The organism is Allomuricauda sp. ANG21, assembly GCF_040705235.1.
Classification (GTDB): Bacteria; Bacteroidota; Bacteroidia; order Flavobacteriales; family Flavobacteriaceae; genus Flagellimonas; species Flagellimonas marina.
On sequence record NZ_JBFCVT010000002.1, the window covers coordinates 870,529 to 883,887 of the forward strand.

The 13,359-nt window shown below is 39.8% G+C and carries 12 protein-coding genes; 6 read left to right on the top strand and 6 right to left on the bottom strand.

What is annotated here, in order from left to right; translation table 11 throughout:
- Nucleotides 1-4 precede the first annotated feature (4 nt).
- The 5 genes from proB to AB1A65_RS06240 are packed head-to-tail and all read right to left on the bottom strand — an operon-like array spanning nucleotide 5 to nucleotide 2,479.
- Nucleotides 5-775, bottom strand: a complete 771-nt coding sequence (gene proB / locus AB1A65_RS06220; protein ID WP_366586810.1) for a glutamate 5-kinase — start codon at nucleotides 773-775, stop codon at nucleotides 5-7.
- A gap of 3 nt (nucleotides 776-778) precedes the next feature.
- A complete protein-coding gene (gene proC, locus AB1A65_RS06225; protein ID WP_366586812.1) occupies nucleotides 779-1,585 on the bottom strand; it encodes a pyrroline-5-carboxylate reductase in 807 nt (268 codons plus the stop codon).
- A 29-nt stretch (nucleotides 1,586-1,614) separates the two neighbouring features.
- On the bottom strand, nucleotides 1,615-1,806 hold the full coding sequence (locus AB1A65_RS06230) for a hypothetical protein (protein ID WP_036382046.1): 192 nt from the start codon (nucleotides 1,804-1,806) through the stop codon (nucleotides 1,615-1,617).
- Nucleotides 1,807-1,829: 23 nt separating this feature from the next.
- Nucleotides 1,830-2,027 (bottom strand): 30S ribosomal protein S21, encoded by a 198-nt coding sequence (gene rpsU, locus AB1A65_RS06235; protein WP_366586815.1) that lies wholly within the window; start codon nucleotides 2,025-2,027, stop codon nucleotides 1,830-1,832.
- Nucleotides 2,028-2,035: 8 nt separating this feature from the next.
- On the bottom strand, nucleotides 2,036-2,479 hold the full coding sequence (locus AB1A65_RS06240; protein WP_366586817.1) for a GNAT family N-acetyltransferase: 444 nt from the start codon (nucleotides 2,477-2,479) through the stop codon (nucleotides 2,036-2,038).
- Between the two features lie 479 nt (nucleotides 2,480-2,958).
- Between AB1A65_RS06240 and AB1A65_RS06245 the strand changes: the two genes are divergently transcribed.
- The 5 genes from AB1A65_RS06245 to AB1A65_RS06265 all read left to right on the top strand — a co-directional run bounded on the left by AB1A65_RS06245 (nucleotide 2,959) and on the right by AB1A65_RS06265 (nucleotide 10,524).
- Nucleotides 2,959-5,175 (top strand): molybdopterin cofactor-binding domain-containing protein, encoded by a 2,217-nt coding sequence (locus AB1A65_RS06245; RefSeq protein WP_366586820.1) that lies wholly within the window; start codon nucleotides 2,959-2,961, stop codon nucleotides 5,173-5,175.
- Between the two features lie 86 nt (nucleotides 5,176-5,261).
- A complete protein-coding gene (locus tag AB1A65_RS06250) occupies nucleotides 5,262-7,610 on the top strand; it encodes a family 78 glycoside hydrolase catalytic domain (RefSeq protein WP_366586823.1) in 2,349 nt (782 codons plus the stop codon).
- A 273-nt stretch (nucleotides 7,611-7,883) separates the two neighbouring features.
- The gene (locus AB1A65_RS06255; protein WP_366586825.1) at nucleotides 7,884-8,747 is read left to right on the top strand and encodes a 3-keto-5-aminohexanoate cleavage protein; all 864 of its coding nucleotides are present in this window, start codon (nucleotides 7,884-7,886) and stop codon (nucleotides 8,745-8,747) included.
- An 11-nt stretch (nucleotides 8,748-8,758) separates the two neighbouring features.
- Entirely contained in the window at nucleotides 8,759-9,400 is a 642-nt protein-coding gene (locus AB1A65_RS06260; RefSeq protein WP_366586827.1) for a GNAT family N-acetyltransferase, read from the top strand.
- Nucleotides 9,401-9,405: 5 nt separating this feature from the next.
- Nucleotides 9,406-10,524 carry a sugar-transfer associated ATP-grasp domain-containing protein gene (locus tag AB1A65_RS06265; protein WP_366586830.1) on the top strand — a complete coding sequence of 373 codons (1,119 nt, stop codon included), beginning with the start codon at nucleotides 9,406-9,408 and terminating at the stop codon, nucleotides 10,522-10,524.
- Here the strand turns inward: AB1A65_RS06265 and AB1A65_RS06270 are convergent.
- Nucleotides 10,515-11,822: a CoF synthetase gene (locus AB1A65_RS06270; RefSeq protein WP_366586833.1), complete on the bottom strand. Its 1,308-nt coding sequence runs from the start codon at nucleotides 11,820-11,822 to the stop codon at nucleotides 10,515-10,517. The genes AB1A65_RS06265 and AB1A65_RS06270 overlap by 10 nt on opposite strands.
- Before the next feature lie 216 nt (nucleotides 11,823-12,038).
- Here AB1A65_RS06270 and AB1A65_RS06275 point away from each other — a divergent pair, with 216 nt between their 5' ends.
- Nucleotides 12,039-13,301, top strand: a complete 1,263-nt coding sequence (locus tag AB1A65_RS06275; protein WP_366586836.1) for a tyrosine-type recombinase/integrase — start codon at nucleotides 12,039-12,041, stop codon at nucleotides 13,299-13,301.
- Nucleotides 13,302-13,359: the final 58 nt, after the last annotated feature.

Sequence of the window (13,359 nt, forward strand, 5' to 3'; positions counted from 1 at the left end):
TTTTTTATAGGGAAACCTTGGTTCCCACTTTTTTTCCTTCAACAATATCTAGAATTACATTGTCTTTTTTCCCGTTCACGATATACGACGGAATGTTATCTGCAGCAGCCATTTGGGCGTAGCTCAATTTTGAGCCCATACCGCCCCGGCCTTCACCTTCAGCTTTGTTGCCTTCTTCAATGTACTTGTCCAAGTCCTCTTTAGGCGCTACTTTTTGAATGACCTCTGACTCTTCTTTTTCTGGGTGACCGTTGTAAAGACCATCAATATCTGTCATTAGGATTAATTTATCGGCATTCATCAACTGAGCAATCAATGTGGCGAGCTCATCGTTATCAGAAAACATGGACATGGCCACGGAAACGGCATCATCCTCATTGGCAATGGGCACCACACCTTCAGATAGGAGTCCTTCAATACAATTGATCATATTGTCTCGGTGCATGCCAGGGTTAAAATCCCGTTTTGTGGGCAGTACCTGGGCACATTTCATACCGTAATCCCTAAAGATGTTGTAATACAAACGCATCATTCTAGGTTGTCCGATGGCAGAATATACTTGTCTTCTTTGGGTCTTGTCCTTGATATCGGCTTTGCCCAACACTTCTTTTCCCGCAATTACGGACCCCGAAGAGACCAAAATGGTCATAATATCGCGTTCGTACAGTTCCGCAACTTGTTTTACCAATTTTTTGAGCACGGGCCTAACAATTCTGTTGTCTTTGTTGGTCATAACATTGGTTCCCACCTTTATGACCACGAGTTCTTTATACATGTTTTAATATTCTTCGCCGAGTTCTACGGCACGATTAAAGGCTGCAAAGGCAGCTTCCTTGATCATTTCACCTACATTGTTGTCCTGCATGGAATCTAAAGCGGCCCTAGTGGTTCCTCCTTTGGAAGCTACGCGTTCCATCCATGAATCTGGGGTAAGGTTGTTCTGGTTGAACAGTTCTACGGCCCCGGTAAAGGTCTGACTTACCAACACTTTGGATACATTTTCGGAAAAGCCCATTTGAAGGGCCGCATCCATCATGCTCTGCATAAAGTAGAAAACATAAGCTGGACCGCTTCCCGAAATTCCGGTGGAAGCATCGATAAAGTTTTCACTTTTAACGCGGAGCGATTTTCCGGTGGTGTCCAAAAGGCCTTCCACCATAAAAAGTTCCAGACGGGAAACTTCATCCGCAGAAACGTAGCTGGTGAGCCCTTGCCCCACTTGTGCCGGAAGGTTGGGCATGGCCCTAACCACTTTTGTAATGCCCAGAGCCTCTTGAATGTATTTTATGGTCACCCCGGCCATGATGGAAATGAACAATTGTTCGGGTTTCACCAAATTCTTCATACGTTTGAAGAGATCTTCGGCATGATATGGCTTAACGGCCAAAAATATGATATCTGCTTGGGGCACACAGTCCTCTAAGCGTTCCATGGCATCGAAATAGGCTATTTTTCCCACTTCGTCCAATTTCTCCTTTGATTTGTCCAGCACCATAATGTTGCGTTTTTTCAATAGTTTGGATTTGGACATACCTGTGGCGTAGGTAAGTCCCATGTTACCTGCACCAATTACCAATACTTTCATTGTTTGGATTAAAAAAGTTTATATAAAATTTAGATGGATATGTTACAGTCTTTGCAATCTTTTACTTTACCGTAATAGGTTTCCCTGTACTTGTGCAATGTACGTGTAGGGATTCCTAAAATGTATCGCTTTATGTACGTGACCTGGGTAGTAAGTTCCCCCATTTTAACACTGTAGCGTTTTTCATACTTGGTTTCCCTTTTAATCTTTGAAAGTTTCATTTTGTTGTTAATGGTGTTTAAGACTATTCGTTTTCCCTTTCGTTAAGGTATTTTGCTTTGTATTGTGCTTTTTTAATTGTCTTTCTTCGTTCTACTGATTTTTTAGTGTATTCCTGACGGTCGCGGATTTGCTCTAAACGCTTTGTGTTTCTGTATTTTCTTTTGTAGCGTTTTAGGGCTCTTTCTATACTTTCGCCGGACTTTACTTCAATTTTGAGCATATATTGTTTTAACGGTTCAATCTCATTTCTGTGTGGGTTTCGCTAAACCCATATTCTTCAAAAAACTTCTTATTTGGGCATTGGTTTTCGCTGGTAATATGGATGGCAACATCTCCTTTGCAATACTGTAGCGTGTAATCCAGAAGTTTTTCTTCGATCCCTTGATTCCTAAACTCCCGGTGCACCACAAAGAATACCATAAAGTTCTCTGGAATATAATCACCCATACCGGTCTTGTTTACCACGGCCAAAGCAAGAATGTTGTCCTTGTCCTCCATGGAGAATACATATCCGCCTAAACCGGGTATTTCCTTAGTGGAATACTGAATGGCTTTACGTATGGCCTTTTTAGTGGCACGTTTTCCTTCTTGATGTTCAAAAAGAAAATTGGTGAAGCGTGCGGCTTCCATGGTTGAAAGTCGGGTATAGGCATCGTAGGTCTTAATTACCATGCTTATGTTTTGCGATAAAATGATAGTATTGTTTTTGGTTACAAATAGGACTTTTTGCCATATCCCGAAAAGAGTTGCTTTTCAAGATTGCGCATTGCAAGAGAAACCTTGGTCAAAGGTTGGAATTATAGAGTAGGTGGAATGAATTTATCCGGTTGGTTACGAAATACCAGATAGGTAAAGCTTAGAATCCTACAGTTTTTTCTCTCGTGGAGCTTGATTTTCATCGGTGCAAAGATAAGGCATGCTAGCCGTATATCCCAATTTTGCTGGGTTTTATATTTTTTATAACGTTTGGTTGACCCTATTTCTTAAAAATCTTTACACTTTGTAGCTATTGAATAGCTCAGGGCAAACTTTTGGCATATCTACACAAAACAACACAATATGTTAGGCACTTTGTGTTAAACCAAATTCGTAATTTTAAAGGAATTACGAATTAACTACGTTGATAGAAGTTTAATTTCAAAATTAATAAGATGAAGACCCAAATGGACAGACGCTTGTTTCTAAAATCTTCGACCTTGGCAGGAGGAGGAATGTTGTTGGGGTTTAGTTGGATGCTGTCCTGTAAAGACAAAATTGAGGGATCTCCCCAGAATTGGATTGAGCTAAACGGCTACATCAAAATAAATGAAAACGGGACGGTGACCATTATGTCTCCCAATCCCGAAGGTGGTCAAAACGTAAAGACCTCCATGCCCATGATTGTGGCTGAAGAATTGGATGCGGACTGGGAAAGGGTAATGGTTGAACAAGCACCTTTAGATACAGATAGATATACCCGTCAATTTATTGGAGGGAGTCAAGCATTACGGCAAAGCTGGGTACACTTGCGGCAAGCAGGGGCCTCAGCAAAATATATGTTGATGCAGGCAGCTTCCGAACTTTGGGAGGTGCCTATTGAGGAAATATCCGCCCAAAAAGGGGAGGTGTTTCATTCAGGAAGTGGTAAAAAAGCAGACTATGGGGAATTGGCAACAGCGGCTTCTCAAGTTTCGGTTCCAGAAACGGTTCCTTTAAAAGAAATAGATGAATTTACCTTAATCGGAACGTCTCAAAAGAATGTTGATGCTCAGAAGATTGTGACCGGCAAACCACTATTCGGTATAGATTGGCAAAAAGAAGGTATGCTGATCGCCATGCTTATCCATCCTCCAGCCTTCGGGATGAAGCTAAAGGATTTTGATGCGTCGACTGTGATTAATATGCCCGGAATACAAGATGTTTTTTCAATAAAAACCTATAATGAGGACTATAAATGGCAGTTTTTTGATACCTGTTCTTTTTTGGATTCAGTGGTTATTGTTGGAGATTCCACCTGGGAAGTGATGAACGCCAAAAATGCACTGACGGATAAGGTGGAATGGGAACCAAATTCCGGTACGACCATAACAAGGGACCGGTTTGGAACTGAACAAACCCTGTTTTTTCCAGCAGGATTGGAAAGTACACCAGACCATGAAAGGAAAAAGGAAGAAATGTCCAACCAAAAAGGGAATCTAGAGAGGAAAGACGGAAATCCTGAAAATGCATTGCGTAATGCGTCACAAGTATTAGAGCGTTCCTACACCGCACCTTTTTTGGCTCATAATTGCATGGAACCCATGAATTTTTTTGCGGATGTAAAGGAAGATAGGGCAGAACTTGCCGGGCCACTTCAGAAACCTGAATTTACGGAAAAGACCCTATCTGCCCGTTTGGGCATTCCTTTGGAAAAAATTGATATTCAAATGACTCGATTGGGCGGGGGCTATGGTAGAAGGTCCTATGCCCATTGGTTGGTGGAAGCTGGAATAATTTCCCAGCGTATGGGAGCTCCCGTAAAATTGATCTACTCCCGTGAAGATGATATGACCTCTGGGATTTATAGGCCTACCTATCGTGCTACCTACAAAGCAGCACTCGATGCCCATAATAATCTAACAGGATTGTACATCAATGCAGGCGGCATTCCGGAAAGCCCTTTGTATCCCAATCGATTTCCAGCAGGAACTTTGGATAATTATGCTGCAGAAAGCTGGGTGGTTCCTTCCAATATCACGGTTGGGTCTTTTAGGGCGCCCAGCTCAAATTTTATGGCTTGTGCCGAACAGTCATTTTTGGATGAACTTGCGGAGACCATGAGAAAGGACCCCATTGCATTTAGATTAGAGTTGTTGACGCGTGCCGAAAATAATCCTATTGCCGAAAACAATGACTATGACCCTGCTAGATACAAGGGTGTTTTGGAATTGGTGCGGGATACATCAAATTGGGGGGAAGAAAAACCTGGAGTCTTCCGTGGCGTGGCAGCCTATTTTTGTCATAACTCTTATGCGGCGCAAGTGGTGGACCTTGTCCTGGTAGATGGTCTACCCCAAGTCCAAAAAGTGTATTGCGCAGTGGATTGTGGCATTGTGGTCAACCCAGATGCAGCCACAAATTTGTTGGAAGGTGCCATTGTGGATGGAATTGGTAATGCCCTTTTTGGTTCGTTGACCTTTAAGGATGGCAGGCCTAATAAGCGAAATTTTGATCAATATCGCATGATTAGAATGAAAGAAGCACCGAAAGAAATTGAAGTTCATTTTGTGCAAAACCAAATAGATCCCACGGGGTTGGGCGAACCGGCATTTCCTCCCGTGTTCCCTGCACTGGCCAATGCCATGTACAAGGCTACTGGAAAACGATTATATGATCAGCCGTTTTTATAAAGTCCAATAGCTATTGATAAGACAAAAATCAAACACCAAATTAAAAATTTGAAGTATTTAGAACTACCTCCACTTTACATAAACCTATGAGAAATTTACTGATACTATTGCTTTTTTGTGCTGCACAGACTTTATTGGGACAATCGGACGCTACCCCTGCAGAAAAATGGAGCCCTAACTGGATTACCATGCCCAATGTAGACCTCGAAGAAGCCGGTCTTTATCTCTTCCGCAAAACCTTTAGGTTGGAACAGGTGCCAAACGAATTTGAAATCTTTATTTCGGCAGATAATCGGTATAAACTTTTTGTGAATGGCGCCTTGGTTTCCCTAGGACCCAATTGGGGGGATATAGAGCACTGGAATTATCAAAAGGTTGATATTGCTCCCGAATTAAAGCAGGGAGAAAACATACTTTCCGTCCAAGTATGGAACGAGGCCGATTTACGGGCTGTGGCCCAATTTTCTTTTAAAACAGCTTTAATGCTTCATGGCGCAGGGGAATTGGAAAAAATTGTGAACACCGACAAAAGTTGGAAAGTCATAGAAGATAAAAGCTATACGCCTATTGAACAGCAAGTACGGGCATATTATGCCGCTGGTGCGGGTGATTTTATGGATAATAATAAGTCCGTTGGCAATTGGATGGATTTGTCTTTTGATGACAGCCAATGGCCGTCGGCTATCAATGTCAAAGAAGCTGTGGCAGTTGGATATGGGTTCAGGCAGCAAGATGGATGGAAATTGGTGCCCTCAATTCTGCCGGAAATGGAGTTGACCAAAGAGCGTTTTGCAACTGTACGTAGGTTAGAAGGTATAACAGTTCCTTCTTCCTTTCCCCAAAACCCAACGGACATCAAAATAGAAGCAAATTCCAATACAAAGATTTTATTGGACCAAGAATACTTAACCAACGCTTATCCAACAGTGGTGTTTAGCGGTGGGAAAAACAGTGCTATCACACTGACCTACGCGGAATCACTGTATGAAAGTGGGAAGGCCAAAGGGAATAGGGATATAATTGAAGGAAAGACAATTTGGGGCAGAAAGGATAGTATCATTTCCAATGGAGAGGATAACCAAGAGTACACCTCACTTACCTACCGAACCTATAGGTATGTGCAAGTTGAGGTGAAGACACAAAATGAACCCTTGGTCATTAATGATATTTACGGCACATTTACTGGATACCCCTTTCAATTGAAAGCAAGCCTGAGGTCTGATAGAAAGGAACTTTCAGACATTATGGAAATAGGATGGAGAACCGCTCGTCTCTGCGCTGTGGATACTTATATGGATTGTCCGTATTACGAAAGGCTACAATACGTTGGAGATACACGAATTCAACATTTTGTATCGCTCTACAATAGTGGGGATGACCGTTTGCTGAAAAATACAATTAATCTACTCGACTATTCAAGACAACCCGACGGATATACGCTTAGTAGGTACCCAGATAGACAGAATCAGGTGATTCCAACCTATTCCCTTTGGTATATAGGAATGTTATATGATTATATGATGTATGGTAGCGATTCCGATTTTGTTAGGGAAAAACTCTTGGGTTCCCGTCAGGTGATGAATTACTTTATTTCCTATTTGGGTGAGGATGGCTCTTTGAAAAACGTACCGGGTTGGAACTATACAGATTGGGTGCCAAAATGGGATGCTGGAGTTGCTCCCATGGCGGAGGATGGCTCATCTGCAGCTATGGACTTGCAGATGTTGCACGCTTTGCAATCAGCTATTGCCCTTGAAAAAGAATTGGGCAAACCTGAATTTGTAGCACTTTACACCACTATAGCCAACAATCTCACCAGAACGATAAAGGAAAAATACTGGGATGCGTCCAAAAACCTATTTGCTGATACCCCGGCCAAGACCCAGTTTTCACAACACAACAATGCCCTGGCCATTTTGGCAAATATTGTTGGTGAGGATACCAAAAGGGTAATTGGTAAATCGCTTATGGAAGATACTTCATTGACTCCGGCGTCCATTTATTTCAAATATTATTTGCACTTGGCATTGAATGAAGCGGGTTATGGTGATCAATATCTGGATTGGTTGGATATTTGGAGAAAGAACATAGAGCTTGGACTTACTACTTGGGCCGAAACATCGCAGGTTGAAACCGCGCGTTCAGATTGTCATGCGTGGGGGTCTAGCCCCAACATTGAATTTTTTAGGATTCTGCTGGGAATTGAAAGTACTTCACCTAACTTCAAAACAATAAGGATTGCCCCTAAATTGGGAGAAATACAAAGGATTGGTGGAGAAATGCCCCATCCCTCTGGAATTATTTCGGTGGACTACCAAAGAGATGGAAAAAATCTATCCGCTACCCTAGTTTTACCACAAGGAACTTCTGGAGAGTTCCTTTGGAATGGAACTACTCATGTTTTGAAGTCAGGTAAAAATGAACTTAAAATGTAGTGATAAAGTACTTTCTTTTGGAATATAATTAAAACAAAAAAGCTCCGATTTTTCGGAGCTTTTTGCGGTCTGGACGAGAATTAAATTTTTGGAAATTAGGGTAAGAATGAAATGTCATTTTCAGTTTGGCAATGGATTTAATCAAAGAATATACCATGCTTTGAGAACTTATTTTAAACCATTTAAAGATTTAATGACCTTGTATGCCGAAATAGTTGTTCTTTTTAATGAAAACCATCTAGCTTTCAAAGGCAAATTTAAAATTGAAGGACGTTGAATAAACTTATAATAAACTTTACACCAACAGGAATGATTCCAACCAAGGAGATGACTCCATTTGTTCCTGTGACTGTTAACGAGATTGTTGAAGACGTACATAGAGCTTATGAGTTGGGCATTACAATGGCCCACATTCACGCTAGAGACGAGCAAACTGGGGAACCTACTTATAAAAAGGAAATTTATGCCGAAATAATAAGCGGGATACGAAAATATGCTCCGGACTTGGTTATTTGTGCCTCACTGAGTGGCCGTAATTTCAATACGTTGGAAAAGCGTGCTGATGTTTTGTCTTTGGAAGGGGGGGTAAAACCTGATATGGGAAGTCTCACGCTAAGTTCTCTCAACTTTAATAAGGTTGCAAGTATGAATGCGCCGAGTATGATTGAAGATTTAGCGACTACTATGATGGAAAAGGGCATAGTGCCTGAATTGGAGGTCTTTGACGTGGGTATGATCAATTTTGGCAAGTATTTGTTGAAAAAGAAAAGAATTAAGTCGCCCTTGTACTTTAACCTCCTTTTCGGTAATATCGCTTGTGCACAGTCTAACTTGTTGCATACAGGAGTTATGCTCAATGATGTTCCAGAAGATACCTTGTACAGCATTGCGGGGATAGGCAATACCCAACTTATGATGAACTCGCTTTCCATTGCCATTGGGGGTGGGGTACGCGTGGGATTGGAAGACAATATCTGGTTCGATGCCAATAGAACCCAATTGGCCACCAATGCGCAATTGATTGAAAGAATCCATGTCATTGCCGAGGCCAATAATAGGGAAATAATGTCCCCAACCGAGTTTCGGGCCAAGATGGGCATGGAGCCCGGACATGGCAGTTATGGAAGAATTTATTAGAGATTCATGTAATGGAAGGAGATAAGAAAGGGCTATCCTATCGCATAAAGTGGATGACCAATATAATACGGCATGGACTCTTTTGGCATGGCGTAAGAAATAACTTGGCAAGAATCGGTCTTGATTTTATGCCCTACTATTGGGTTCAAGAAGCTACTAGTCCCATTACATCGCCCAAAATTAGAGGTGAGGATAAGAATTTTGTCATTGAAAAGTTTGGTGAAATTGAAATAAACCATATCAAGAATACCATTATTGGGATTGAGGAAAAGGATTTGCTCGATGACTTAAGAAGGGGTGAAATATGTTTGGGGTTGAAGAACGGTGAAAAGATAGCGGCCTATATGTTCATTAAACGCAAGCCTTTTGTGTTCAGGAATCGCACTTTTCAATTGGGTCCCAATGAAAGCTATTTGCACAGCATGTATACTTTTGAAGCCTATCGGGGTAAAAACTTGGCTCCTTACCTGAGATACCACAGTTACAAATATTTGGAAAAAGAAGGGGTTGATACTTTTTATAGTGTAAGTGAATATTTTAATAAGTCCACCATAAAGTTTAAGAAGAAACTCAACTCAAAACCTAAAAGATTATTTTTAAGTGTGATTCTTTTTAAAAAGTTAGCGTTTAATATCAATCTTAAAAAGTACTAGCATGTATGTATCATTCTTCCAAACAAATTATTGTTGACTTGGTTTTAGGCTTTAAAAAAAGAGCTGTTGAGTACAATTTAAGAAGGACGGCAATAGCCCAAATCAAGGCAATTATCAAAAACATGACCGTTTCTTGCCCAAAATTAAGTAAGAATGAGGTTAATGCCGTCAAAGTCTTTTTTAGATCAAAGGGGTATAAATTAAACAACACCTATTGGCATCGGTACTATTCAGTCATGAATGGGGCGTTTCATGTAGACTACATTCCAGAAGATATTTTTAGGGCCATGATTGGTCCACGTATGAATCAAATGCGGCAGTGGCCTGCATTGTTGGATAAAAATCTTTCCTATATCCTGTTTAAGGAATTTTTACAACCCAAAAGAGTGCTTCAAAATATAAATGGGTTTTACTATGTAGATGAAAGCATTGTGAATGAAGTTGAAGCAATTGAATTATGTCATAATTCCAAAAAACGTTTGGTGATAAAACCAACCATAGATTCGGGTCAAGGGAAAAGAGTGGAGACTTTTACGGTAAATGAAAATGGAAAATCGTTGGATAAACAAAACATTGCAGCGCTGTTCAGATCATATAAAAAGGATTTTATAGTCCAAGAGTTCGTAGATCAGAGTTTGACCATGAAAAAACTAAACCCCACCACCTTAAATACCCTGCGAATCATGACGTACCTAAGAGAAGACGGCGTTCACATATTGTCAGCAGTTTCGAGGATTGGTAAACCAGAAAGCAAAACAGACAATTTTACCACAGGCGGGATTATCTGTGGTATTGATGAAAATGGATGTCTAAAGAAAATAGCTTACTCAAAAACTGGGGAAAAATTTTCCAAAACATATTCTGGGATAACTGTGGAAGGATATAAGATTCCAAACTATAATTTGGCGCTAGATATGGTTAGAGCCATGCACAAGAGAGTTCCGTATTTCAAGATTATATCTTGGGATATTGGCATAAACACTAATGATGAGCCACTACTGGTGGAGTACAATACACATTACCAATCCACAAAAATACATCAAATACCCAATGGCCCTTTATTTGGAAAATTTACCGATGAGATTTTGGCAAAAGGTGTAGAGCCTTATCAGGTCTATTTGTAATTGTTTACTACTTTCCTTCTTTTTCCGGAGGCCAATGCTGGAATTTCATCGACATAAGTTATGGTAACCGTGGCATTTTGGCCAAAATCAGATTTTATATCTTCAATAAGTTCGGTTTCAAATTCAAAGTCTTTTCCTTGAACATTGAGCTTCACTTCATATTCCTTTGCTCCCTGCTGAATGAACTGATATTGCTTTAATAATTGATAGTATTTGTGAAATTTGGTATACACTACAAATGAGGAAATGATATTTCCCTCAGTATCATAGATTAAATCCATTTTTCTACCCTCAATTTCATCCAATAGCATTGTCCCATCATCTTTCACTCCCTTTTTGGCGATGTCCCCGGTATCATAGCGGATAATGGGCATAGCATAGTTAAATAAATCCGTTACAACGATTCTTCCGAACTCTCCGGGTTCAACAGGTTGGTCATTGTCAAACTTTAAAAGCTCAACAATGTAGCTGGCTTGATTTAGGAGAAAGTGATTTGGTGATTGTAGGGTTTGTTGGGCGATTATGCCTATTTCTTCGCTTGAATACCTTGAAAGAACCTTAGTATTCAGATGCTTGCCCAAAGTTGTCTTTGTATATGGATTAAGATATTCAGAATTGGCGATTATTGCTTTAATATCAAAATTATTCAGATATATCTTCTTTTTTTCCAAGTATTGGGCAATTTGTTCAAGTGCAGAGGCAAAGCCGAGTAATATTTTGTCTTTTTGTTTGTCCGCTTTTAATAGATCTAAGAACTCAATTATTCTTGCTTCTGTTAATCTTGAAATGTCAAACTGAACTGAGTTTTGCAACCAGTTCCTCCACTTACTTCTTAGATTGTGATTTCTCCAGACTTCAAGCTCATAAAGTCGATTTCCAACCTGATAGCCGGCCTGATTTAAAAAGAAAATAACGTCAGCACGGTTTCGTAGACGTTTTCCCTGGTCTTGAAATAAAAAAAAAGGAACCCCTGTTGATCCACTGGTAGCTACCTCGTAATTGTCTTTTCCCTTGTAAATAGAAGATTGAAAAAGGTCAAAATTCTGTTGTATCGTCGTTTTTTTGATGACCGGAAACTCCTCAAGGGTTGATTGCTCATTGAATTCGCAGTAGTAGGGAGTAGTCGTAGAGGCATGAGCAATTAATTGGGCTAAGTTTGCCCTTTTTAATTGCAGGGACTCTTTGGAGCCAGGGTGTTCTATACATTGCTGAATTTTCTGAAGTTCGCTAGATAGTTGCCTACCTTTTGCTAAGTCTAAAAACCAAAAAAATTGATTTCTTAGGTGACTTAATAACATTTATTAATAGTTGTAGGATTTACAAAGGGCTAAAAATAACAAAGCCTGTTATAAAAACAGGCTTTATTTAGATATAATGCAATTATTCGCGGTCTGGACGGGATGCTACCCCTTATATTTAACATTTCATTAACTTGCATTATTTTATTGATTATCAATTAATTAAATATATATTAGTTTTTATTTTACATTATAAAACACTACTTTTCGTGAAAAATGCGGCACGAATGCGGCACGCTGATGTACAATTATAAATTCTACATACCGGATAAATCCAATCAAAATGGAACCCATAGTATCAAATTAAGATATTATGAAAATCGTAATTCGAGAATCCAAATCGATACAGGAATAGAAATCCAACCGAAATATTGGAGTCAAGAGAAATCATTCTTGAAAAAATCGAAAGAAGTCGCCTCCGAATTTGTTCAACTTACTCAAATGGACAGCTTGGCCAATCAAATTGTTTCCAGCTATCGAAATCAGGGCAGGCCACTTTCAAAAAAGATGTTCAAGAAACAATTTGAAGAAGGTGAACCGTCTATCAATTCAAAACCTGTCCAAGACTTTTTTACTGAATTTGATCATTATCTAGAAAGCAAAAAGAGCAAGGTTGTCAAAGATGTTATCAAGGATTACAATTCACTTAGAAAGCATTTGGAGGGCTTTCAGGAATTTTCTGGAATCATAATCGATTTCAATGCTTTTGATTATCATTTCTATCAAGAATGGACGGATTACCTAGCGTACCATGCGCTATTAAAAAATGGAGGTGTCGGAATGAAGAACAACACGATAGGCAAGTTGGTTAAAAACTTAAAGGCTTTCTTAAACGACCGTATGCGTAGAAACCGTATCAAGCCCATAGATCTTTCGGCATTCAAGGTAGTCCAAGAAGAAGTGGACCACATCTATTTGTCCGATGATGAAATTCAGGCTATTGCAGCCGTTGATTGTAAAGCCGACAAAGAATTGGAGAAAGTAAAAGACTTCTTTGTAATTGGGTGTTTGACAGGGCTTCGGTTTTCCGATATTTCGAGGATTCGACCTGAGTATTTGGATGATAATGGGTTTTTGAATATCCGACAAAAGAAGACTTCTGGCCGAATTGTAGTGCCACTTCGTTCCCAAGTCAAGAGCATTTTGAGAAAATATGATGGATATGCCCCTGATATTGATTCATTCACTTTCAACAGGCGCATAAAGGAACTTGGGGATTCAGCCAAGCTTCACCAAAAAGTAGAAATTGAACATAAACGGGGAACCATTAAAGAAGCGCAACTTTTGGAAAAATATAAATTGATAAGTTCCCATACCTGTAGGCGTTCCTTTTGTACCAATGCTTACCTAAATGGCATCGATGTGCAACTCATCATGAAGATTTCCGGCCATAAATCAGAAAAAGCTTTCCGTCGTTATCTCAAAATTTCAAACTATGAGGCCGCACAAAAATTGAAAGAAGCCTGGGGAATTACATAATAACAAAATCTTACCTGATTTTGAGAAGAACTTCATACAACCTTTAAACAAATAAATA

Excerpts from the sequence above, each read along its gene's own strand:
- proB (WP_366586810.1), bottom strand. The coding sequence starts at position 775 with ATGTATAAAGAACTCGTGGTCATAAAGGTGGGAACCAATGTTATGACC.
- proC (WP_366586812.1), bottom strand. The coding sequence starts at position 1,585 with ATGAAAGTATTGGTAATTGGTGCAGGTAACATGGGACTTACCTACGCC.
- AB1A65_RS06230 (WP_036382046.1), bottom strand. The coding sequence starts at position 1,806 with ATGAAACTTTCAAAGATTAAAAGGGAAACCAAGTATGAAAAACGCTAC.
- rpsU (WP_366586815.1), bottom strand. The coding sequence starts at position 2,027 with ATGCTCAAAATTGAAGTAAAGTCCGGCGAAAGTATAGAAAGAGCCCTA.
- AB1A65_RS06240 (WP_366586817.1), bottom strand. The coding sequence starts at position 2,479 with ATGGTAATTAAGACCTACGATGCCTATACCCGACTTTCAACCATGGAA.
- AB1A65_RS06245 (WP_366586820.1), top strand. The coding sequence starts at position 2,959 with ATGAAGACCCAAATGGACAGACGCTTGTTTCTAAAATCTTCGACCTTG.
- AB1A65_RS06250 (WP_366586823.1), top strand. The coding sequence starts at position 5,262 with ATGAGAAATTTACTGATACTATTGCTTTTTTGTGCTGCACAGACTTTA.
- AB1A65_RS06260 (WP_366586827.1), top strand. The coding sequence starts at position 8,759 with ATGGAAGGAGATAAGAAAGGGCTATCCTATCGCATAAAGTGGATGACC.
- AB1A65_RS06265 (WP_366586830.1), top strand. The coding sequence starts at position 9,406 with ATGTATCATTCTTCCAAACAAATTATTGTTGACTTGGTTTTAGGCTTT.
- AB1A65_RS06270 (WP_366586833.1), bottom strand. The coding sequence starts at position 11,822 with ATGTTATTAAGTCACCTAAGAAATCAATTTTTTTGGTTTTTAGACTTA.
- AB1A65_RS06275 (WP_366586836.1), top strand. The coding sequence starts at position 12,039 with ATGCGGCACGAATGCGGCACGCTGATGTACAATTATAAATTCTACATA.